23 protein-coding genes are annotated in these 21,443 nt (G+C 72.2%); 9 read left to right on the top strand and 14 right to left on the bottom strand.

The window, feature by feature from the left end; genetic code table 11:
* Positions 1–26: 26 nt before the first annotated feature.
* The gene (locus ACIP5M_RS00510; RefSeq protein WP_401190380.1) at positions 27–779 is read right to left on the bottom strand and encodes an MBL fold metallo-hydrolase; all 753 of its coding nucleotides are present in this window, start codon (positions 777–779) and stop codon (positions 27–29) included.
* Positions 780–984: 205 nt separating this feature from the next.
* Between ACIP5M_RS00510 and ACIP5M_RS00505 the strand changes: the two genes are divergently transcribed.
* Both ACIP5M_RS00505 and ACIP5M_RS00500 read left to right on the top strand, forming a co-directional pair.
* Positions 985–1,425, top strand: coding sequence for a hypothetical protein (locus tag ACIP5M_RS00505; protein ID WP_401190378.1), 441 nt, complete (start codon positions 985–987; stop codon positions 1,423–1,425).
* A gap of 14 nt (positions 1,426–1,439) precedes the next feature.
* Entirely contained in the window at positions 1,440–1,793 is a 354-nt protein-coding gene (locus tag ACIP5M_RS00500; RefSeq protein WP_401191812.1) for a DUF488 domain-containing protein, read from the top strand.
* A gap of 140 nt (positions 1,794–1,933) precedes the next feature.
* On the opposite strand, the gene ACIP5M_RS00495 is transcribed toward ACIP5M_RS00500, so the two are convergent.
* The 8 genes from ACIP5M_RS00495 to clpS all read right to left on the bottom strand — a co-directional run bounded on the left by ACIP5M_RS00495 (position 1,934) and on the right by clpS (position 7,284).
* Complete coding sequence (locus ACIP5M_RS00495; protein ID WP_401190377.1) at positions 1,934–2,377, bottom strand: hypothetical protein; 444 nt, start codon at positions 2,375–2,377, stop codon at positions 1,934–1,936.
* A gap of 189 nt (positions 2,378–2,566) precedes the next feature.
* Positions 2,567–3,517: a PLP-dependent cysteine synthase family protein gene (locus ACIP5M_RS00490; RefSeq protein ID WP_401190375.1), complete on the bottom strand. Its 951-nt coding sequence runs from the start codon at positions 3,515–3,517 to the stop codon at positions 2,567–2,569.
* Positions 3,517–3,795, bottom strand: coding sequence for a MoaD/ThiS family protein (locus ACIP5M_RS00485; protein WP_401190373.1), 279 nt, complete (start codon positions 3,793–3,795; stop codon positions 3,517–3,519). The genes ACIP5M_RS00490 and ACIP5M_RS00485 overlap by 1 nt, the downstream gene beginning before the upstream one ends.
* A gap of 104 nt (positions 3,796–3,899) precedes the next feature.
* On the bottom strand, positions 3,900–4,007 hold the full coding sequence (locus ACIP5M_RS00480; protein ID WP_312847437.1) for a putative leader peptide: 108 nt from the start codon (positions 4,005–4,007) through the stop codon (positions 3,900–3,902).
* Positions 4,008–4,084: 77 nt separating this feature from the next.
* A complete protein-coding gene (locus tag ACIP5M_RS00475) occupies positions 4,085–4,507 on the bottom strand; it encodes a Mov34/MPN/PAD-1 family protein (RefSeq protein ID WP_401190371.1) in 423 nt (140 codons plus the stop codon).
* A gap of 89 nt (positions 4,508–4,596) precedes the next feature.
* Positions 4,597–6,036, bottom strand: coding sequence for an amino acid permease (locus ACIP5M_RS00470; RefSeq protein ID WP_401190369.1), 1,440 nt, complete (start codon positions 6,034–6,036; stop codon positions 4,597–4,599).
* Between the two features lie 319 nt (positions 6,037–6,355).
* Entirely contained in the window at positions 6,356–6,970 is a 615-nt protein-coding gene (locus ACIP5M_RS00465; protein WP_401190368.1) for a DUF2017 domain-containing protein, read from the bottom strand.
* Complete coding sequence (gene clpS / locus ACIP5M_RS00460) at positions 6,970–7,284, bottom strand: ATP-dependent Clp protease adapter ClpS (RefSeq protein WP_401190366.1); 315 nt, start codon at positions 7,282–7,284, stop codon at positions 6,970–6,972. Before clpS ends, ACIP5M_RS00465 begins: the two co-directional genes overlap by 1 nt.
* A gap of 80 nt (positions 7,285–7,364) precedes the next feature.
* Between clpS and ACIP5M_RS00455 the strand changes: the two genes are divergently transcribed.
* Both ACIP5M_RS00455 and ACIP5M_RS00450 read left to right on the top strand, forming a co-directional pair.
* The gene (locus ACIP5M_RS00455) at positions 7,365–8,693 is read left to right on the top strand and encodes a nicotinate phosphoribosyltransferase (RefSeq protein ID WP_401190364.1); all 1,329 of its coding nucleotides are present in this window, start codon (positions 7,365–7,367) and stop codon (positions 8,691–8,693) included.
* A 307-nt stretch (positions 8,694–9,000) separates the two neighbouring features.
* A complete protein-coding gene (locus ACIP5M_RS00450) occupies positions 9,001–9,612 on the top strand; it encodes an isochorismatase family protein (RefSeq protein WP_401190362.1) in 612 nt (203 codons plus the stop codon).
* Positions 9,613–9,641: 29 nt separating this feature from the next.
* Here ACIP5M_RS00450 and ACIP5M_RS00445 read toward each other — a convergent pair whose 3' ends face one another.
* Both ACIP5M_RS00445 and ACIP5M_RS00440 read right to left on the bottom strand, forming a co-directional pair.
* The gene (locus ACIP5M_RS00445) at positions 9,642–9,986 is read right to left on the bottom strand and encodes a hypothetical protein (protein ID WP_401190360.1); all 345 of its coding nucleotides are present in this window, start codon (positions 9,984–9,986) and stop codon (positions 9,642–9,644) included.
* Between the two features lie 70 nt (positions 9,987–10,056).
* Positions 10,057–12,411 carry an immune inhibitor A domain-containing protein gene (locus ACIP5M_RS00440; RefSeq protein ID WP_401191810.1) on the bottom strand — a complete coding sequence of 785 codons (2,355 nt, stop codon included), beginning with the start codon at positions 12,409–12,411 and terminating at the stop codon, positions 10,057–10,059.
* 514 nt (positions 12,412–12,925) lie between these two features.
* Between ACIP5M_RS00440 and ACIP5M_RS00435 the strand changes: the two genes are divergently transcribed.
* Positions 12,926–13,210: a hypothetical protein gene (locus ACIP5M_RS00435; protein WP_401190358.1), complete on the top strand. Its 285-nt coding sequence runs from the start codon at positions 12,926–12,928 to the stop codon at positions 13,208–13,210.
* Between the two features lie 77 nt (positions 13,211–13,287).
* On the opposite strand, the gene ACIP5M_RS00430 is transcribed toward ACIP5M_RS00435, so the two are convergent.
* Positions 13,288–14,037, bottom strand: coding sequence for an RDD family protein (locus ACIP5M_RS00430; protein ID WP_401190357.1), 750 nt, complete (start codon positions 14,035–14,037; stop codon positions 13,288–13,290).
* 70 nt (positions 14,038–14,107) lie between these two features.
* A complete protein-coding gene (locus ACIP5M_RS00425) occupies positions 14,108–15,682 on the bottom strand; it encodes an RDD family protein (RefSeq protein WP_401190355.1) in 1,575 nt (524 codons plus the stop codon).
* Positions 15,683–15,954: 272 nt separating this feature from the next.
* Here ACIP5M_RS00425 and ACIP5M_RS00420 point away from each other — a divergent pair, with 272 nt between their 5' ends.
* The gene (locus ACIP5M_RS00420) at positions 15,955–16,434 is read left to right on the top strand and encodes an SsgA family sporulation/cell division regulator (RefSeq protein ID WP_401190353.1); all 480 of its coding nucleotides are present in this window, start codon (positions 15,955–15,957) and stop codon (positions 16,432–16,434) included.
* 18 nt (positions 16,435–16,452) lie between these two features.
* Here ACIP5M_RS00420 and ACIP5M_RS00415 read toward each other — a convergent pair whose 3' ends face one another.
* A complete protein-coding gene (locus ACIP5M_RS00415) occupies positions 16,453–17,835 on the bottom strand; it encodes an FAD-binding oxidoreductase (protein ID WP_401190351.1) in 1,383 nt (460 codons plus the stop codon).
* Between the two features lie 96 nt (positions 17,836–17,931).
* Here ACIP5M_RS00415 and ACIP5M_RS00410 point away from each other — a divergent pair, with 96 nt between their 5' ends.
* The 3 genes from ACIP5M_RS00410 (at position 17,932) to ACIP5M_RS00400 (ending at position 21,439) form a co-directional block, all read left to right on the top strand.
* Positions 17,932–19,527 carry a hypothetical protein gene (locus tag ACIP5M_RS00410; protein WP_401190350.1) on the top strand — a complete coding sequence of 532 codons (1,596 nt, stop codon included), beginning with the start codon at positions 17,932–17,934 and terminating at the stop codon, positions 19,525–19,527.
* Positions 19,528–19,643: 116 nt separating this feature from the next.
* Positions 19,644–20,309: a response regulator gene (locus tag ACIP5M_RS00405; protein WP_401190349.1), complete on the top strand. Its 666-nt coding sequence runs from the start codon at positions 19,644–19,646 to the stop codon at positions 20,307–20,309.
* Positions 20,306–21,439, top strand: a complete 1,134-nt coding sequence (locus ACIP5M_RS00400) for a sensor histidine kinase (RefSeq protein WP_401190347.1) — start codon at positions 20,306–20,308, stop codon at positions 21,437–21,439. Before ACIP5M_RS00405 ends, ACIP5M_RS00400 begins: the two co-directional genes overlap by 4 nt.
* Positions 21,440–21,443 lie beyond the last annotated feature (4 nt).

The raw sequence follows: 21,443 nt of genomic DNA, 5'->3' as shown, positions 1-21,443 counted from the left end.
CGGGGCATCGTCGTACGTCCGGCGCCTCAGACCTCGTAGACGGCGCCCGAGTACGCCAGGTCGACGCGGCCGTCGTAGACCGCGCGGGCGTCGGCGAGGTTCTGCTCGGCGTCCGTCCACGGCGGGATGTGGGTGAGGACGAGCCGGCCGACCCGGCCGCCCCGGGCGTACTCGCCGGCCTCGCGGCCGTTGAGGTGGAGGTCGGGGATGTCCTCCTTGCCGTGCGTGAAGGAGGCCTCGCACAGGAAGAGGTCGGTGTCCTGGGCGAGCAGGCCCAGCTCGGGGCAGGCCCCGGTGTCCCCGGAGTACGTGAGCGAGCGGCCGCCGTGCTCGATGCGGATGCCGTACGCCTCGACCGGGTGGCTGACCCGCTCGGCGCGGATCTGGAAGGGGCCGATCTCGAAGTTGCCCGGCTTGAGCGTACGGAAGTCGAAGACCTCGCTCATCGAGCGCTCGTCGGGCACGTCGTCGTAGGCGGCGGACAGGCGCCTTTCGGTGCCCTCGGGCCCGAAGACCGGGATGGTGCCGCAGCGGCCGCCCTCGTGCCGGTAGAAGCGGGCGACGAAGTAGGCGCACATGTCGATGCAGTGATCGGCGTGCAGATGGCTCAGGAAGATCGCGTCGAGGTCGTAGAGGCCGATGTGGCGCTGCAGCTCGCCGAGGGCGCCGTTGCCCATGTCGAGGAGCAGCCGGAAGCCGTCGGCCTCGACGAGGTAGCTCGAACAGGCCGATTCCGCGGACGGGAACGACCCCGAACAGCCGACGACGGTGAGCTTCATGGAGCGTGAACCTCCGTGGACGGTCCGTGGACGGAATGCGGGCCGTGCGTGGGTCGAGCGTAAGGCGCGAAACGGCCGGTCGCTCCTCCGCGGCGGGCCGTTGTGGGGGGAATCACCTGTGCTGTCACCCGAGGGAGCGATGGTGGGTACGGACGTTGCCCCACGTTGCCATGCCGGGGCCTTCCCGCGCGGCTACGGTCGAAGCATGGACACGTCCTGGTGGCCGGCGGTGGCCGCGGTCGTGGCCGTGGCGCTGGTGGTGCTGGTCGCCGGGGCGCGGCCGGGGCCGCCGCGCCGGGCGCCGCCCGCGCCGGAGCCGCCGCCCGGGCACGGGACCGGGCCGCCGCCGCGGCCCCGGCCGGGTGAGATGTGGTCTCTGGTGGACGGGCGGATGTGCCTGGTCCTGGCGCTGGGGCCGGTACGGGTGCGGCGGGCGCGGGTCGCGTGGATCACCGGCAAGTACGACGACCGGCGGGCCGGGGTGATCCCGCTGCCGCCGGGGACGGTGGGCGCGCAGCACGGCCGGGCCGGTTTCCTGGAGGCGGACCGGCCGGTGGAGGTGTCGCTGTGGGAGTTCCGTACGCGGATGGGCGTGCTGGATCCGGCGGTGTGGGACGAGGTCAGGGGACTGGGAGGTGGCGGGTGAAGAAGGCGATCCGGATGCGGAGGGTGTACGAGGCGCCCGAGCCGGAGGCGGACGGCGTGCGCGTGCTGGTGGACCGGCTGTGGCCGCGGGGTCTGTCGAAGGAGGCGGCGGGGGTGGACGAGTGGCCGAAGGCGGTGACGCCGTCCGGGGAGCTGCGCAAGTGGTTCCACGACGGAGGGTCGGCCGGGGAGTTCCGCAAGCGGTACGAGGCGGAGCTGGCGGAGCCGGAAGCGGTGGCGGAGCTGGACCGCCTGCGCGCGCTGGTCGCGGCGGGCCCGGTCACCCTGCTGACCGCGGTCAAGGAGCCGGAGTCGAGCCATGCGGCGATCCTCGCGGAGCTGCTGGGCGCACGGTCCGGGCGGTCCTGACACGCTGCGGGCCGCGGGGCCCTGACACGCTGCGGGCCGGCCGGGGCTCTGACGCCTGCGGGCCGGGGCCCTGGCACGCTGCGGGCCGGGGCCTGCGCTCGGCGTCCCGGCCCGCAGCGGGGCTCGAGGGTCGGAGGTGCTCAGATGACGCTGGGGCTGCGGTCGGTGCACAGGGCCCAGATCACGAACACGCCGATGGCGATCGAGATGAAGGACCAGATCGGCTGGTAGGGCAGCCACAGGAAGTGCAGGATGATCATCAGGCCGGTCAGGGCGATGCCGAGGGCCCGGCCCCATGTCGTGCCCTTGAGGATCGCGAGGCCGATGACCAGGACGACGATGCCGACGATGAGGTGGATCCAGCCCCAGGCGGTCACGTCGAACTTGAACGTGTAGTTGCGGACCCGGAAGAGGACGTCGTCCTTGGCGAGGGCGGCGATGCCTTCGAAGATCGCGAACACGCCGTTGATCATCATCAGGACGGCGGCGAACATCGTGCCGCCCGCCGCCCAGCCGGCCGCACCCTCCGAGGGAGGCGGGGTACGGGGATTCCCGGGAGCTGCGGGGTTGGGAGCGGTGGTCATCGAGGCACCAGCCTCTCTGTGGGGGGGTCGGGCACGTTTCAGCCTCGACCCGTACCGCCGTCCCGGCGACTCATGCGGGCCATTCGGGTGATTTCACGCCGAAACGCGGCGACCCGCCTTCCCCTGTGGGGGGAGGCGGGTCGCGGGCTCCGCGTAAGGGAGGGGCACACCGCTACGGCACACCGGGCGCTACGCCCAGAGCTGGCCCTGGAGGACCTCGATGGCCTCTTCCGTGGTGGCCGCGGTGTAGACGCCGGTGGAGAGGTACTTCCAGCCTCCGTCGGCGACCACGAAGACGATGTCCGCGCTCTCGCCCGCCGCCACCGCCTTGCGGCCGACGCCGATCGCCGCGTGCAGGGCGGCCCCGGTGGAGACGCCCGCGAAGATGCCCTCCAGCTGGAGGAGTTCGCGGGTGCGGGTGACCGCGTCGGCCGAACCGACCGAGAAGCGGGTGGTGAGGACGGACGCGTCGTACAGCTCCGGGACGAAGCCCTCGTCGAGGTTGCGCAGGCCGTAGACGAGGTCGTCGTAGCGCGGTTCCGCGGCGACGATCTTCACGCCCGGCACGTGCTCGCGCAGGTAGCGGCCGACGCCCATCAGGGTGCCGGTCGTGCCCAGGCCCGCCACGAAGTGGGTGATCGAGGGGAGGTCCGCGAGGATCTCCGGGCCCGTGGTGGCGTAGTGGGCGCCCGCGTTGTCCGGGTTGCCGTACTGGTAGAGCATCACCCAGTCCGGGTGCTCGGCCGCCAGTTCCTTCGCCACGCGGACGGCCGTGTTGGAGCCGCCCGCCGCCGGCGACGAGATGATCTCGGCTCCCCACATGGCCAGGAGGTCGCGCCGCTCCTGGGAGGTGTTCTCCGGCATCACGCACACGATGCGGTAGCCCTTGAGCTTGGCCGCCATCGCCAGCGAGATGCCGGTGTTGCCCGACGTCGGCTCGAGGATGGTGCAGCCGGGGTACAGCCGGCCGTCCTTCTCCGCCTGCTCGACCATGTGGAGCGCGGGGCGGTCCTTGATCGAGCCGGTCGGGTTGCGGTCCTCCAGCTTCGCCCAGATGCGGACGTCGTCCGAGGGCGACAGCCGGGGCAGGCGTACCAGCGGCGTGTTGCCGACCGCCGCCAGCGGGGAGTCGTAGCGCATTACTTCGATCCGCCGGCCACGGCAGGAAGGATGGTGACGTTGTCGCCGTCCTTGACCCCGGTGGAGATGCCTTCCAGGAAGCGGACGTCCTCGTCGTTGAGGTAGACGTTCACGAAGCGGCGCAGCTGGCCGCCGTCGACGATGCGCTCCTGGATGCCCTTGTGACGGGTCTCCAGGTCCGCGAAGAGTTCGGCGAGCGTGGTGCCCGAGCCGTTCACGGCCTTCGCGCCGTCGGTGTAGGTGCGGAGGATGGTGGGGATGCGGACCTCGATGGCCATGGCTGGGCTCCAGTCGTCAGGGCGTGGGCAGGTGCTTGAGCAGGGTGCGTGAAACGTGGAAGGCGCGCGGTGCGTCCGGCCCCCCGCGCAAGGGGGCTCTGTGCTCAGACGGCAGGACAGATGGCGCTGGCGAGGCGGCACAGGTCGACGTGCAGCCGCGCCACGAGCAGCAGCCTGCCGGGCGTCTCGATGCTCACGTCGTGGGAAACCATGCGGTCATGTTAACGATTCCCGGTCACCGGTTTGGAGTGTGATCCCGCATCGTGGACGTCCACCGCTCACATCGTGGTCAGTAGGCGTCTACGACCTGCACTTCTTCCTCGGTGATCACGCCGTCGACGATGCGGTACGAGCGGAACTGGAACTCTCCGAGGCCGTCCTTGTCCGCCGTGGAGACCAGGACGTAGTGCGCGCCGGGCTCGTTCGCGTACGTGACGTCCGTGCGCGAGGGGTAGGCCTCGGTGGCGGTGTGCGAGTGGTAGACGATCACGGGGTCCTCGTCCCGGTCGTCGAGCTCGCGGTAGAGCTTCAGCAGGTCCTTGGAGTCGAACTCGTAGAACGTGGGCGAGCGGGCCGCGTTGAGCATCGGGATGAACCGCTCGGGGCGGTCGGTGCCCGCCGGGCCGGCCACGACGCCGCACGCCTCGTCGGGGTGGTCCTGGCGGGCGTGCTCCACGATCTGGTCGTACAGGGCCTGGGTGAGGGTCAGCATGAGCCAAAGGATAAGCAGACGGGCCCTGCCGTACCGAGGAGTGGTACAGCAGGGCCCGAATGGTGGACAGGCGCCCTGAACGGAGCGGGTTACGAGGCCTTGGTGAAGGCGGCGCCGCTCGGGTTGCGGGACTTCAGGACCAGGTAGGACAGGCCCAGGACCAGGCCCCACAGCGGGGCGCAGTACAGCGAGACGCGGGCGTCCTTGTCGATGCCCATCATCACGATGACCATGCCGATGAAGAGCAGGGCGAACCAGCTCGTCCACGGGGCTCCGGGCGCCCGGAAGGGGGAGGCGGGCAGCTCGCCGCGGTCGGACTTGGCGCGGTAGCGGATCTGGCAGACCAGGATCATGATCCAGGCCCACATGCCCGAGATGGTGGCGAAGGAGACGACGTAGTCGAAGGCCTTGCCCGGGGCGACGTAGTTGATCCAGACGCCCACCAGCATCAGCGCGGCGGAGAAGGTGGTGCCGACGAGCGGGGTGCCGCTCTTGGTGAGCCTGGTGAAGAACTTCGGGCCCTGGCCGTTGAGGGCGAGGTCGCGCAGCATGCGGCCGGTGGAGTACATGCCCGAGTTGCAGGAGGACAGGGCGGCGGTCAGCACGACGAAGTTGACGATCGCGGCGCCGACGCCGAGGCCCATGCGCTCGAAGGCGGCGACGAAGGGCGAGACTCCGGGCTGGAAGTGCGTCCAGGGGACGACCGACAGGATCATGATGAGGGCGCCGACGTAGAAGACGGCGATGCGCCACGGCACGGTGTTGATGGCCTTGGGCAGGGTCTTCTCGGGGTCCTTGGACTCGCCGGCGGTGACGCCGACCAGCTCGACCGCGAGGAAGGCGAACATCACGATCTGCAGGGTCATCAGCGTGCCGCCGATGCCCTTGGGGAAGAAGCCGCCGTCGTTCCACAGGTTGGTGACGGTCGCGGTGTCGGCGGCGTCGGAGAACCCGATGGTGAGGATGCCGGCGCAGATCAGGATCATGCCGACGATGGCGGTGACCTTGACCATGGAGAACCAGAACTCCAGCTCACCGAAGAGCTTCACGGAGATCAGGTTGGCGGCGTAGAGGATGACCGTGAAGATCAGCGCATAGGCCCATTGCGGGAAGCTGTCGTGGGTCCAGTACGCCATGTACTGCGCGGCCGCGGTGACCTCGGTGATGCCGGTGACCACCCAGAAGAGCCAGTATGTCCAGCCGGTGACGTATCCCCAGAACGGGCCCAGGAACTCGCGGGCGTAGTCCGAGAAGGAGCCGGAGACGGGGCGGTACATGAGCAGCTCGCCCAGGGCCCGCATGATGAAGAAGATGACCAGGCCCGCGAGGGCGTAGGCCAGGATCAGGCTGGGACCGGCCTTGGAGATCGCCTTGCCGGCGCCCAGGAACAGGCCGGTGCCGATGGCTCCGCCGATCGCGATCATCTGGATCTGGCGGGCGCCGAGCGCGCGGTGGTAACCCTCGCCGCCTTCGCCCTGCGCGCCCGCGCCGGGCGTCTCGTCGTGCTGCTCGACCTGCACAGAGGTCATGTCTTGGTGCGCCTTTCTCCACGCCGACCCGCGCCTTTGGTTGGCTGCGGATCGGGTCCTCGATCCCCCCGGATACGGATGGAGTTGCACCCGGCGGTCAGCCGGTTCAAGCAGGCCGCGGGACATGGGTGGCGTCCCGTCGGCGGTCGTGAAGATTTATCACGGGCATACGGGTCGCCGGGGCGCGGAAATGTGACGCAGGACACGGGAAATCCGGGACATAGGTGCCGAAACAGATCAGACCACCGCATGGCGGTGATCTGATCGTTATCCGGATTTGAGCGTCCGCTGAGCGAACGCGGCGCGCCCTTGAGGATCCTCAGAGGGTCTCGATGAGGGACTCCTGGAGGCCGCCGAGCCAGAGGTAGGCCATCACCATCGGCTTGCGCGGGTCGTCGTCCGGCAGCCGGAAGAGCATCGCGCTCTCCTCGTCCTCGGTGATGTCGAGGCGGGCCGCGATCGTCAGGCGCAGGTCGTTGAGCGCGCCGAGCCAGCGCAGCGGCAGCTCCCCCGTCAGCTCCAGGACCGCCGCCCCGTCGCCGGCCGGGGTGAGCCCGTCCAGGCTGCGTACGACGGCCAGCGCGTCCTCCCGCTTGCGGGTGCGCAGGTCGTTCTCGGTGAAGCGGCGGAACTCCGCGGACCGGGCGGTCAGCTCGGCCGGGTCCACGCCCTCGTCGCCCAGGCCGTCGGGGGACCCGTAGGCGTCGGGGAAGAGCCGGGCCAGCGCGGGGTCGGACGGGGGCTCGGTCGGGCCGTCGGAGGCGAACAGCACGGCGAGCGGGTCGGCGTCCTCGGCGGGCTCCGGCTCGCCCGGCCCGATCAGCTCCAGCAGCTGGACGGCCAGCGAGCGCAGGATGGAGATCTCGATCTCGTCGAGCGCGATGGCGGCGCCGCCGCCCTTGAGGGCTTCGAACATCCCGGCGGAGCGCCCCATCAGACGCGGTCCTGGGAGAGGGTCGCCCACAGGCCGTAGCCGTGCATGGCCTGCACGTCGCGCTCCATTTCCTCGCGGGTGCCGCTGGAGACGACCGCGCGTCCCTTGTGGTGCACGTCGAGCATCAGTTTGTGCGCCTTGTCCTTCGAGTAGCCGAAGTACGCCTGGAACACGTACGCCACGTAGCTCATGAGGTTGACCGGGTCGTTGTGCACCAGGGTCACCCAGGGGACGTCGGGTTCGGGGACCGCGAAGGTCTCTTCGGCCGATTCGGTGCGTTCGATCTCTGCAGGAGCAACACTCACTCGTCCCATGCTGCCACTGTGACCGGTCGGTCGCACAAACGGGCCCTACATCTCGTCACTTTGACGAAATGTGCGCTAGCATCCTTGGCATGAACCCTGCGGACCTGGGCCTGCCGGTGGACGTGCCGTCGACAGCGCTCTTCACGGACCATTACGAGCTGACGATGCTGCAGGCCGCCCTGGCGAACGGCACCGCCGACCGCCGCTCGGTCTTCGAGGTCTTCACCCGGCGGCTGCCGGAGGGGCGCCGCTATGGGGTGGTGGCCGGAACGGGCCGGGTGCTCGACGCGGTGGAGAACTTCCGCTTCGACAGCGCGGTGCTGGAGTTCCTGCGCGAGCGGGCCGTCGTCGACATGCGGACGCTGGACTGGCTGGCCTCGTACCGCTTCTCCGGCGACATCTGGGGCTACCCGGAGGGGGAGGTCTACTTCCCCGGCTCGCCGATCCTGCGGGTGGAGGGCAGCTTCGCCGAGTGCGTGCTGCTGGAGACCGTGATCCTGTCGATCCTGAACCACGACTCCGCGATCGCTGCGGCCGCCTCCCGGATGTCCTCGGCGGCGGGCGAACGGCCGCTGATCGAGATGGGCGCGCGGCGCACGCACGAACTGGCGGCGGTGGCGGCCTCGCGGGCCGCGTACGTGGGCGGCTTCACCTCCACCTCCGACCTGGCGGCCGGATTCCGCTACGGGATCCCGACGGTCGGGACCTCCGCGCACGCCTTCACGCTGGTGCACGACAGCGAGCGGGACGCCTTCACGGCCCAGGTGGCCTCGCTGGGCCGCGGCACGACCCTGCTGGTGGACACGTACGACGTGGCCGAGGCGGTCCGCACGGCGGTGGAGCTGGCCGGCACGGAGCTGGGCGCGGTCCGGATCGACTCCGGCGACCTGCTGCTGGTGGCCCACCGGGTGCGGCAGCAGCTCGACGAGCTGGGGGCCACCGGCACGCGGATCGTGGTCACCTCGGACCTCGACGAGTACGCCATCGCCTCGCTGGCGGCGGCGCCGGTGGACGCGTACGGGGTGGGCACGCAGCTGGTGACGGGCAGCGGGCACCCGACGTGCTCGATGGTCTACAAGCTGGTGGCGCGGGCCGCGTCGGGGGACCCGAAGGCGCCGCTGGTGCCGGTGGCCAAGAAGTCCTCGGGCGGCAAGACGTCGATCGGGGGCCGCAAGTGGGCCGCCCGCCGGGTGGACGCGGACGGGGTGGCCGAGGCGGAGGTCGTCGGGACCGGGCCGGTCCCGTCGGCCCTGGCGGGCCACCAGCTGCTGACCCAGCTGGTCAAGTCCGGCGAGGTCATCGCCCGCGAGCCGCTGGAGGCGGCCCGCGACCGCCACCGCGCCGCCCGCGCAGGTCTCCCCCTCTCCGCGACCCAGCTCTCGCGGGGCGAGGCCGTGATCCCCACGGAGTACGCCTAGCGGCCGCGCCGCCGCTGCCGGGGCTCCGCCCCGGACCCCGCGCCTCAAACGCCGGCGAGGCTGGATGTTGCCGGCTTGGCCTGCACGTGCACACCGTGGGTCTGAAGCCGCACCCGCGCACTTGGGCGGGCACATCCAGCCCCTCCGGCGTTTGAGGAGCGGGGTGCGGGGCAGAGCCCCGGTCTTTGAGCCGCACCGGCCCAGCCGGGCGGGCACACTCGCCTCGCCCGCGTTTGAGGCGCAGGGGTCTGGGGGCAGAGCCCCCGGAGGCCCCCACAGGACACCACCGAGCCGAAGGGCACGCGAAATGCACCGCGCACTGATCGTCGTCGACGTCCAGAACGACTTCTGCGAAGGCGGCAGCCTCGCGGTCGCCGGCGGGGCCGACGTCGCCGCCGCCATCACCGAGCTCATCGGCCAGACCGTGCCCGCGTACCGGCACGTGGTCGCCACCCGCGACCACCACATCGACCCGGGTGCCCACTTCGCGCACGCCCCCGCCGAGCCGGACTACGAGACCTCCTGGCCGGTGCACTGCGTCGCCGGCACCGAGGGCGTGGGCTTCCACCCGAACTTCGCGCCCGCGGTGGCGTCCGGCGCGGTCGCCGCCGTGTTCGACAAGGGGGCGTACGAGGCCGCCTACAGCGGCTTCGAGGGGGCCGACGAGAACGGCACGGCCCTCGCCCAGTGGCTGCGGGACCGGCACGTCACCGAGGTGGACGTGGTCGGCATCGCCACCGACCACTGCGTCCGGGCCACCGCCCTCGACGCGGTCCGCGCCGGCTTCGCCACCCGCGTGCTGCTGGACCTGACGGCCGCGGTCGCCCCGCACACCACCGCCCGGGCCCTGGAGGAGCTGCGGGCCGCCGGCGTGGTCCTCACCGGCGGCCAGGGCGCTCCAGGGGCCGCGGGGGCCTGAGGGGAGGCGGGAAGGCGGGCAGAGGCCCCCTACGTGCCCAGCAGGGCCCGGATGGGGTGCCAGAGCTCCTCCGCCCGGTCCGGGGCTCCGCGCCACAGCAGCCCGTCCGGGTGGTGCAGGACGGCCGTGACCTCGTCGGGCGTCGGCGGGTGCGCGTTGCCCCGCAGGTACACGGCCCGCATGCCGAGGTTCCGCAGCCTGGTCAGGGCGCGGGCCCGGTTCGCGGCGTGCACCAGCACGCGGACATTTCCGTCCTCTCCGGACGGCCTCGGCAGCATGAGCGCGACCACCACGCTGCCTCCCGGCAATCTGACGAAACCTCCACCTGGCACGGCGGTCATCTCCCCCGTCAATAAGAAACTCGTACCGGGCATCTAAACGCGATCGGCCGCCGCCCGCTAGAGGGCGACGGCCGATCATGCTTTGACCTGCGGCTTTACCGAATTACTTGACGGCGGGGCCGACCTCGACCGTCATGACGAGACCGTCGTAGGTCTCCTTGGCGATCTTGATCTTGGTGTTGGTGTCAGTGACCTTCACCGAGCCGGTCGGGTTCTCGTCGTAGTAGTACTTGCCCTTGTGGTCGTCGAAGACCAGGTTCGCGGGCTTCGGCTTGAGGAAGAGCTCCTCGCCGTTCTTGTGCAGGGTGAACGCGTCCGTCGAGTAGGCGCTGAAGGGCGCGTCGTACGGCTGGATCTTGTTCCGCAGCAGGGTGCCGTCGGCCCACTTCATGGGCTTGGCGTTGGCGTCGATCGGAAGGATCAGACCGGAGCCCGGGTGCTGGCTGGTGTTGTTGTCCTTCTGGGAGGTGTCCCAGAGCCAGATCAGCAGGCCGTCCTGGTACGGGTAGTGCTCGACCCAGTTCGGCTTGGTGTTGGCGAAGCCGAAGTTGTACGGACCCACCTTGAGGGTGGAGTCGTACGAGACGTAGCGGCGGTTCTCGGCCAGGTAGTACTGCGCGTACTCCTTGGTGAAGCCGGCGCCGATGCGCGAGAAGCCCTTGCCCGTCCAGCCGTTGTCGCCGTTCTCGGCGCCGTCGGTGAACAGGGCGGAGCCGTCCGCGGTGAGGGTGACGGCGTCGGCGGTGAAGCCCTTGCCGCCCGCGCCGCCGTCCGTCTGGTAGCGGAAGCGGAGGTCGACCTTCTTGCCCGCGTAGGCGTCCAGCGGGAAGTTCAGCGACTTCCAGGCGCCGGAGACACCGGTCAGCGACGGGCTGCCGGAGGCGTCGGCCGGGATGGCCGTGCCGTCGGCGGTGCCGGCCAGCGCGGTCCAGGTGGCGCCGCCGTCGGTGGACACCTCGGTGTAGAGGAAGTCGTAGTCGGCCTCGATGTCCCACCAGCCCTTGAGGGACAGGGCGGCGGACGCCTTGCCCGTCAGGTCGACCGAGCGGGTGAGGGTGTTCTTGAGGTCGTCACCCATGTTGCTCCACCACTGCGAGGAGCCCTCGGCGGGAGCGACGATGTCGGTCTTGACCTGCTTCTTCGGCAGGTCGACGACCAGCGCCTGCTTGTCCTTGGTGTTGTACTCGGACACACCCAGCTTGTGGGTGGACTTCGTCGCGGCCTTGGCCTTGTCGAAGTTCAGCCAGCCCAGCTGGAGCTTGTCCCAGGCGGTCATGTCGCCCGGGAGGTCGCCTATGGAGTCCTTGCCGTTGCCGAGCCAGGAGCCGGCCGACATCAGGGACCAGAAGCCGACCGAGTTCTCGCCGCCACCGGAGGTGTCGTAGAGGTCCGGCAGACCGAGGTCGTGGCCGTACTCGTGCGCGAAGACGCCGAGGCCGCCGTTCTCGGGCTGCATCGTGTAGTCGCCGACCCAGATGCCGGTGTTGCCGATCTGGGTGCCGCCGGCCTTGTTGTTCGACGGGCCGGTCTTGCCCACGTCGGTGCCGTAGGCGTACCAGCGGTGGGCCCACAGCGCGGTGGTGCCCTGCTCGCCGCCGCCGGCCGACTCGTCCTCGCCCGCGTGGACGATCTGGAAGTGGTCGATGTAGCCGTCGGGCTCGTTGAAGTTGCCGTCGCCGTCGAAGTCGTTGCGGTCCCACTGGTCGTACTGCGCCAGCTGGGCCTTGATCTGCTCGTCGGTCTTGCCGGCCTTCTTCTGGGCCTCCGTCCACGCGGTGACGCCGTCGCGGACGGTGTCCCACACGTTGGAGCAGTTGGTCTGGCCGCAGTAGTTCGAGCCGTAACGGCCCTCGTTGTACGGGACCTTGACCCAGTCGGCGACCTCGCCCTCGACCGAGTAGCGGCCCGAGGAGGTCTTCTCGTAGTAGGTCTTCAGGGAGTTCTTGCCCTGGCCGGTACCGAAGTACAGGTCCTGGAAGTAGTCCCGGCTGAAGTCCTTGCGCCAGGCCGTGCTGTTGTTGACGGCGCGGTTGGGCTCCTTGATCGTGTTGTGCAGCGGACCGGGGGTGCCGCCGTACTTCGGGACCGAGGGCTTGGGGCCCGGGCCGTCCGGGTCGAACATGGTGGTGTTGTCGACCTGGTCGCCGAACTCGACGAGGATCGTGAAGATCTTGTCGGTCTTCTCGCGGCCGAGCTCGACGTACTTGTTCTCGTCGAGCTTGACGACCTTCGAGGCGCCGCGCTGCTGGACGTCCTTCTTGCCGCTCAGGACCTGCTCGAGAGCGGCCTTCTTCTGCTTGGCCTGCTGGTCGCTGAACGGACCCTTGAGGTCGTGCTCGACGACCTTCGCGGGGGCCGTCGGGTCCTGGCGGTCGGAGGCCGGGGCCGCCGGGCCGCGGTCTTCGGCCTGGGCAGCGGTGACGGTGAAGAAGGTGGCGCTGGTCGCGCACGCGGCCATGGTCACGGCGACGGCGGCAGCGCGGATCGCACGCCGTCTGGCGGAAATGCTGGTCACTTGATGTCGTTCCCCTCCCGCGGCCGCAACGTAGGTCGGAACGTCTCCATAGGAGCGGGGGGTTCCGCGCGGCGCGCGTCTCAAGTGACGACATTTGACCGGAGAGTCGAGAGAAAAGACAGACCTTGACTTGTTCCTTACAACTGCACTATGCGGTCAGCCAGTTCCGTTATTCGGACGTTCCGCTGCCAGATGGGACGAACGGAGCTTCCCGACCGGCCTCGAGAGCCTCTCGAACCCCTCCGGGCAGTGTTTCGGCCCGATTTGGGCCTGCTTCGGGCCGCTTCGGGCCCGTCCGGTACGCGCGATGTGATCCTGTGCGCCCCCCGTGCTCCGGCACCGTGGGTTAGGTCACGCTTACCGGTTGTTCCGCTCGGGCATCCCCCGTCGTAGAGTCACTTGACGCGCGACCTAGTTGAGCCGACTCCCCCTCCCCTCTCCGAGGACGGATATCGCCATGCCGCGTCCGACTGCCGCACAGCTCGCGTACGGGTCCGCCACCGTCGTCGTGTCGACGATCGCCATGCTGCTGCTCTCCCAGACCGGTACGGGGCTCGGGATCGCGGTCATCTGCGCGGCCGCCCTGGGCCTCGGTCTGCTCGTCGCCGTGACCGTGCCCCTCCCCCGCCGCCGCGGTCGCCACGCGGCCCCCGCCGCCGGCGCCGTCCGTGCTGCCCGGCCCGAGGCGGTGCGCGTGCCGGAGCCCAGGCCGGCCCCCGCCGAACATCCCGTCCACCACTGAACGACGCGGTGCGGGCGGCCTCCCCGGAGGGAGACCGCCCGCTGTGTGCTGCTCTGCCGCCGTGACGCCCGGGGGCGTCAGGTGGTCTGGACGACGACGGTCTTGGCCGCCTTGTCGTGCAGTCCCTGCTGGTAGGGCTTGTCGACCGCGATCGTGATGAACGCGATGATCCACCAGACGAACCCGCAGCAGAAGATGGACGGCAGCCACAGGACGAGTGCGCGGCCGAGGGATGCGCTCGACGTGGGCACGCTGCCGTCGTTGAGCATGGCGACGCGCAGGCCCATCGCCTTCTTGCCGAGGGTCTGGCCGCTCTTGCGGGTGAAGTACCAGTCGTAGGCGATCCAGACGACCACCCCGAACAGCAGCCAGAGCAGGAAGACACCGAACGACCAGGCGGCAGCGGCGTCGGACATCTCCTCCTCGTCGTAGGAGTCGCCGGTGTACCAGCTGGTGGCGAACGCCGTGATGACCCAGAGGACGGCGAGCGGGATGGCCACGACCAGCCAGTCGATGATGCGCGCGAGGAGCCGCTTGCCGATGTCCGCGAGCGGCGGCATGCCGGCGAGCGGGTCCGGCATGCTGTAGCCGCTCCCGCCGTACGGGTCACCCGGGCCGCCGCCTGCGCCGTACGGGGGTGGCGGAGGCGGATATCCGCCGCCCGCGCCGGAGCCACCGTAGGGGCTGCCCGGGGGTGTGGGCGGGGGCCCGCCCGGGGGCGGCGAACCGTACGGCGAACCGCCCGACGGCGGCGTCGGTTCCTGGGGCTTCTTGAAGAACGGGTCGTTCTCCGGCGGCTCGCCCGGCGGCGGCTGATCGGTACTCATGGCCCGAGTCGAACCCGGCTCCGGTGACCCCGCAACGGGACCGCGTCCGTTCGGGGGCCCCGCAGGCGCTTCAGCGGCTCACGTACGTCTTGGCCGCCTTGTCGTGCCAGGCCTGGCGGCGCGGGCGGTCCACGAGGCACCAGAGGCTGCCGGGGAGGCCGAGGAGGGCGTACACCAGCCAGCGGCGCAGTGCGGCACCGAAGGCCGGCGGGCGGAGGGTGGTGGTCGCCAGCACGCGGACGCCGAGGAGCTTCTTGCCCGGGGTGCGGCCCCAACGGGCGGTGGGCAGGGCCTCGTAGAGGACGCCGAAGAGGAGGACCGCGCCCAGGACCAGAGCGAGCCGGCCCGCGATGGTTCCGTCCAGCAGCCAGACGGTGGTGGTGCGGCCGCGGCCGCGGGCGGCGTCCACCTTGGCCTCCAGGTGGGCGGTGGCGGCGGGGATCTGCGGCCAGGCGGCCGCCGCCGCGACCGCCGCGTGGACGACGGAGTCCAGGGCGCGGGCGACCGCCCGGCGGACGAGCCCGGCGGGGCGTACGGCGCGCTCGGCCATCCGCTCGAACACGGCCCGGGGGGTGGTCCCCTCGGGGCGGGGTGCGGCGGGCCGCCCGGAGGGCTCCGCGGAGTCCTCGGACGCCGGCGACGCTTCCGCGGGCCTGGGCGCCCCGACGCGGCCGCGCGGCGCCCAGGCCTCCGCCTGGTCCGCTGCCCGGCCGCCTGACGGCGAGGGCCGGGCCGCGCCGCCGTTACGGGGCTCCCGGGGTTCCGGGCGGGAGGGCTCGGCCGGCTGGGCGGGGGCGGGGGCCGGGGCCGCGGCGGGGGCCTCGGACCGGGTCTGCGGAGCCGTGGGCCGGGAGGCGCCACTGCGGGGCGGCCAGGGCTCGGGGCGGGACGGCTGGACGGCCGGCTCCCGGCGGGGTGCACCGGCCGGGGGCGCCGGGGAGGCGGCCGACGCCTCGGGCCAGGTGGACGTGGCGCCCGATGTGCCGGCCCCGGGAGCCTCCGGCCACGCCGGGGCGGGGGCGGGGGCTGCCGGGGCTGTATCTGTCGGGGCGGTTCCGGCCGGGCCGGGCGCGCGCCGGGGCACCTCCTCGGGCGCCGAACGGGGCGCGGGGTCGGAGAGGGGCGGCGGCAGTGCGTTCGGCGCCCTGCCGGGGCGCCCCGGCACACACCCGGCCCCGCCGGAACCCGGGCCGTACGCATCCTGGCCCGGGCCGGGCGCGGTCGGCGCGGGCGCAGGGGCCTGGGCCGCCGGGGAGCGGGCCGACAGGATGCCCGCCGCGGCCTGGGCGGGCAGCCGGGTCTCGGGCGTACGGGCGAGGGAGATCCCCGCCGGCCGGGCTTCGGCGGGCCCCGGTTCCGGCGGGTTGCCCCACGACACGCGGTGGTCGCGCGGGCCGCCGAAGCCCGCCTGGTGGAGGGGATCGGCCTGCCACACCGCGGGCTCGGGCGACCGCTCGGGCAGCACCTCCGTCGCCGAGGTCTGGTCCAGGAACACCGGACCCGTCTCGTCGGCCGGAGGCGCGGGGCGGCTCGTACCCGGAACCCAGGCGGCACCGTTCCAGTACCGGACATACCCGGGAATGGACGGATCGGGGTAGTAGCCCTCGCGGGCCGCGTGCTCGCCGTCACCAGGGGAGGCCGTCAATGTCCCCAACTCCGATCGTGGCTTGAGGCTTGTGCAAGGGAGGACCATAGCCAAGAACCTCCCCCCGACAGGTCCGGTAACGGGAGAATGCAAGCCTTCGGGCGAACGCCGGTCCGTACGACGGTTTTCGGTCAGCCGACAGAATTCGGCCAATGTGCACGAAGTCGCGTCATGGCCCGGCACGACGCGGCTCTCTCCGGTCGTGGGGCGCGATCCGCCCCTGCACACCGAAGCGAAGCGAAGCGCGCGCAGCGCACCGAAGTGAGGCCGCCATGCACCACCCCGTCATCGAGCGCGAGCTGGAACTCCAGCTGGTCCTGTCCCCCGAGCGCAGCGTCCCCGTCCCCGCCCGGCTGCTCTACCTCACGGACGACCCGTACGCCGTCCACATCACCTTCCACACCGGCTCCAACGCCCCCGTGAACTGGACGTTCGCCCGCGAGCTGCTGGTGGAGGGGGTGTTCCGCCCGTGCGGTCACGGCGACGTGCGGATCTGGCCCACCAAGGTCGACGACGCGGCCATGCTCTGCATGGCGCTCAGCTCCCCCGACGGCGACGCCCTGCTGGAGGCCCCCGCCGGGGCCGTGTCCGCCTGGCTGGAGCGGACCCTGCGCATCGTCCCTCCCGGTACGGAGGCCGAACGGCTGGGCCTGGACGACGCGCTGGCGGAGCTGCTCACCCCGACCCCGGCCGACGAGCTGTGGCTGCGCGACCCGTGGCCGTCGGACGAGTCGGCCGACGGGGACCTGTGAGGCGGCCGCAGGGCCCCGTCAGAACAGCTTGCCCGGGTTGAGCAGTCCCATCGGGTCGAAGGCCCGTTTGACGGAGCGCTGCATCTCCACGCCCACCGGGCCGAGCTCGCGGGCCAGCCACTCCCTCTTCAGGACCCCGACGCCGTGCTCTCCGGTGATCGTCCCGCCCAGCTCCAGCCCGAGCGCCATGATCTCGTCGAAGGACGCGCGGGCCCGCCGCGTCTCGTCCTCGTCGGCCGGGTCGAAGCAGACCACCGGGTGGGTGTTGCCGTCGCCCGCGTGCGCGCACACCCCGATGAGCAGGTCGTGCGCACGGGCGATGGCGGCCGTCCCGTCGAGCATCTCGGCGAGCCGCGAGCGCGGGACGCACACGTCGTCGATCATCGTGGCGGGCCGCAGCGTCTCCAGGGCGGTCAGCGACATCCGGCGGGCCTGGAGCAGCAGTTCGGACTCCGCCTCGTCCTCGGCGGGCACCACGGCGGTGGCTCCGGCGGCCGTGCACAGCTCCGCCACGGCCGCGAGGTCCTCGGGGGCGTGCGGGGTGTCGAAGGCGGCGAGCAGCAGGGCCTCGGTGGTGTCGGGCAGGCCCATCTTGCCGAGGGCGTTGACGGCCCGGACGGTCGTACGGTCCATCAGCTCCAGCAGCGAGGGCGTCAGTCCGGCCTCCATGACGGCGCACACGGCCTCGCAGGCGGCCGCGGCGGAGGGGAACTCGGCCGCCAGCGCGAGCTGCCGGGGCGGCGCGGGGCGCAGCGCGAGGACGGCGCGGACGACGACGCCGAGGGTGCCTTCGGAGCCGACGAAGAGCCGGGTGAGGTCGTATCCGGCGACGCCCTTGGCGGTGCGCCGGCCGGTGCGCAGCAGCCGCCCGTCGGCCAGGACCACGTCGAGGCCGAGCACGTACTCGGCGGTCACCCCGTACTTGACGCAGCACAGCCCGCCGGAGGCGGTGCCGATGTTGCCGCCGATGGTGCACTGCTCCCAGCTGGAGGGGTCGGGCGGGTAGTACAGGCCGTGTGCGGCGACGGCCCTCGAGAGGACGGCGTTGACCACGCCCGGCTCCACGACGGCGATCCGGTCGACGGGGGAGATCTCCAGGATCCGGTCCATCTTGACCAGGGACAGCACGATGCAGCCGTCGGTGGCGTTGGCGGCGCCGGACAGGCCGGTCCGGGCGCCCTGCGGGACCACGGGGACGCGCAGGGCGGTGGCGGTGCGCAGGACGTGGCGGACCTGTTCGACGGTCCGGGGCAGGACGACGGCGGCGGGGGTGCCGGCGGCGCAGAAGCCGGCCATGTCGGAGGCGTAGGAGACGGCCACCCCGGGGTCGGTGATCAGGGCCTCGGGCGGGAGCCCTTCGCGCAGGAGGGCGGTGAGCCGTGCGGAGACGTCATCATCCATGGGGCCAGCGTGACACCCGGGGCCATCGGTGTGAACACGCCCGCGACCCTCTTCGGACACCTCCGCGTACTCTTCATATTGACGCACAGTGACCCCATGGACCGTTCCGACCGTATCGACGTTATCGACGTCAGCGACCTCATCGACGAGGAATCGCAGACACCGGCGCCGCCCGTGACCTTCACCGGCCGCAAGACGCTCGTGGCGGCCGCGGTCGCCGTGGTCCTGATCGCCGGGGCCCTGCTGATCCGCCCGGCCAAGGCGGGTGACGACGCCCGGCCGCCGGGGCCGAGCGAGCGGGCCGCGGAGGCGGTCGGCATGGGCGCGCCCGCGGCGGCCGTGGACGTGACGGCGCTGGTCACGGACCGGGAGAAGTGGGTCGCGGCGCACCCGGACGACGACGCGTCGTGGTCGGTGCTCGGCGCCGCCTATCTGGAGCAGGCGCGGCGCACGGCTGATTCGGCCTGGTTCCCGAAGGCGGAGAAGGCGCTGAAACGGTCGCTGGCGGTGCGCCCGGCCGAGAAGGGCAACTTCGACGCGATGGCGGGCATGGGCGCACTGGCCAACGCCCGGCGGGACTTCGGGACCGGGAAGAAGTGGGGCGAGCTCGTACGGGCGCAGGCGCCGCGCCGGTGGTCGGCGTACCCGGTGCTGGTGGACGCGTACACGGGCCTGGGCGACTACAAGGCCGCGCAGAAGGCGATGGAGCAGCTGCTGGAGCTGCGGACGGGCCTGGCGGCGTACGTCAGGGCCTCACAGGTGTACCGGGACCGCGGCTGGCGCGAGGACGCGGCGGTGGCGATGGAGCACGCGGCGGCCGCGGCGAAGACCCCGGCGGAGAAGGCGTACACGCTGTTCCGGCTCGGTGAGCTGTCCTGGGAGCGGGGCGACCCGGCGCAGGCGCTGCGGCTGTACGAGGGCTCGCTGCGGACGGATCCGGCGCAGGCGGAGGCGCTGGGCGGCCGGGCGCGGGCGCTGGCCGCGCTGGGGCGCGACGGGGAGGCGGTGCGGGACTACCGGCTGGCGCTGGGGCGGACTCCGCTGCCGCGCCTGGCGCTGGAGCTGGGCGAGCTGCTGGACTCGCTGGGCCGCGGGGAGGAGGCGCGCGCGCCGTACGGGCTGCTGGGCGCGCTGGCTTCGCGGGACGACGCGAACGGGGTCGACGACGACGTGGTGCTGGGCCTGTACGAGGCGGACCACGGGGATCCGGCGGCGGCGGTGCGCCGGCTGTCGGAGGAGTGGCAGCGGCACAGGAGCGTGCAGGTGGCGGATGCCCTGGGGTGGGCACTGCACCGGACGGGCGACGACACGGGGGCGCTGGAGTACGCGAAGAAGGCGACGGAACTGGGCCTGCGGAGCGCCGACTTCTCCTTCCACCGGGCGATGATCGAGCGGGGTCTCGGCGACGAGGCGGCGACGCGGCGCCACCTCGAGGAGGCGATGCGGACGAACCCGTACTTCTCGCCCCTGCGGGCGCCGCTGGCGAAGGAGGCCCTGACGGCGATCGGCCAACCGCCCCCGGGCGGCCCGGAGAACCTCCTGCCGACCACCCCGTGGGTGGCCCCGGAGCTCCCGAAGGCCGCGCCGAACCCGAAGCCGGCCGTGGCGAAACCGGCGAAGCCCGGGAAGCCGGAGAAGCCGGGGGAACCGGCGCCGAAACCGGAGGAGCCCGCCCCGACCGCCACGCCGTAGGGCCCGGACCGGACGCTCCCGCCCGTGGGTCCGGTGGTCCGGCCGCGGTCGTATTGGCCCTGCACGGGCGGGGGTTGTTATGTTCGACGGGTTGGCCGGCCAGGGGGGATGGTTCAGTGATCCGGGTGCTGATCGTCGACGACGAGCGGCTGCTGCGCACCTGCATGCAGCAGATCCTGGAGTCGGAACCGGACATCGTGGTGCCCGCGACATGCGACGGTCCCGAGGCGCTCGCGGCGGTCGCGGAGCACCGCCCCGACGTGGTGCTGCTCGATCTGCGGATGCCGCAGACCGACGGTCTGACCGTCCTGGCGGCGCTGCGCGCCGAGGCGGCGCCGCCGGCCGTGGCCGTGCTGACAACGTTTTCGGCGGAGGAGGACGTCGCGGGCGCGCTGAGTGCCGGGGCGTCGGGCTTCCTGCTCAAGGACACCGCGCCCGAGGAGCTCATCCATTCGGTACGGCTGCTCGCGGCCGGCGGCACCGTGCTGTCGGCGCCCGTCGCCCGGTCCGTCGTCCAGGGCTACCTGGCGCAGGGCCCCGCGGTGCCGGACGCCGTCGCCCGGACGGAGTCCCTGACGGGGCGCGAGCGCCAGGTGCTGGCGCTGCTGGCGGACGGTCTGGCCAACGCCGAGATCGGCCGCCGGCTGGGGGTCGGCGCGGCCACCGCCAAGGACCACGTCAGTGCGATCCTCGCCAAGCTCGGCCTGGCGAACCGGGTGCAGGCCGCCGTGTTCGCCCACCAGGCGGGTCTGGCCGGGCAGGTGTCCCGGCCCGGCGCATGAGGTTCCCGCACGCGGCACAGACCGCGGTCGTCGTCGCGGTCTCGGCCGCGGAGATCGGCACGGTCTGGGGCGAGAGCGGCCCGTGGGACCTCGCCCTGTACGGGTTCAGCCTGGGCGTGGTCCTGGTGTGCCGGCGCTACCCGGTCCCCGCGCTGCTGGCCACGCTGCCCGTCGCCTACACCGGCTATCTGGTCCTCGCGCCGATGTTCGCGATGTACCAGGTGGCCGTCGCGGCGCGGTCCCGCAAGGTGACGCTGACCTGCGCGGTCCTGCTCTTCGCGGCGACCCTGGCCTACTGGACGTCGGCGGAGCTGCCGGAGGACTGGACGCCGGAGTACGGGCTGATGGGGCTGGTGTCCGCCGCCCTGGGCAGCGCGGGCCCGACGGCACTCGGCTCGCTCGTGCGGGCCAAGGGTGAACTGTCCACGCACATAGCCGCGTTGGTCGCGGCGCAGGAGCGGGAGCGGCTGCTGCTGGCCCGTACGGCGGTTGCCGAGGAACGGGCCCGGCTGGCCCGGGACATGCACGACTCGGTCTCGTACCACGTCAGCCTGATCACCGTACGGGCCGGTGCGTGGGAGCGGACGGCCGACCAGCCGGAGAGCAGGGAGGCGGCGGCGACGATCCGGCAGCTGGGTGCGGCGACGATGACCGAACTCCGCCGTCTCGTGGGCGTGTTGAAGGAGGCTCCCGGCGGAGCCGGGGGCCGGGTGGGGCTGCGGGAGGTGCCCGCGCTGATCGAGGAGAGCGGTCTCGACGTCTCCGCGGACCTGGGGCGGGTGCTGGCCCGGGAATGGCCGCCGGCCGTGCAGGAGGCGGCGTACCGGATCGTCCAGGAGGCGCTGACGAACGTACTCAAGCACGCGCCCGGGTCGACGACGGCGGTGACGCTCGCCCCCGCCCGCGGGCCGGCCGCGGACGGGCTGCTCGTCGAGGTCCGCAGCCGGATGCCGGTGCCGTCGGCCCGCAAGGGCGCGGCGGGGCGGGAGCCGGAACCGCTGCCCGGCGGTGGGCACGGCCTGGCCGGGCTGCGCGAGCGGGCGCGGTCGCTCGGCGGCAGCCTGGAGGCCGGGCCGACGGCGGACGGCGGTTTCCTGGTCCGGGCGACGCTGCCCTGTCCCGTCGCCTGAGGAA

Origin of the sequence: Streptomyces sp. NPDC088762, from assembly GCF_044750905.1 — a bacterium.
Classification (GTDB): Bacteria; Actinomycetota; Actinomycetes; order Streptomycetales; family Streptomycetaceae; genus Streptomyces.
This window is presented reverse-complemented; position numbering and strand designations above follow the sequence as displayed.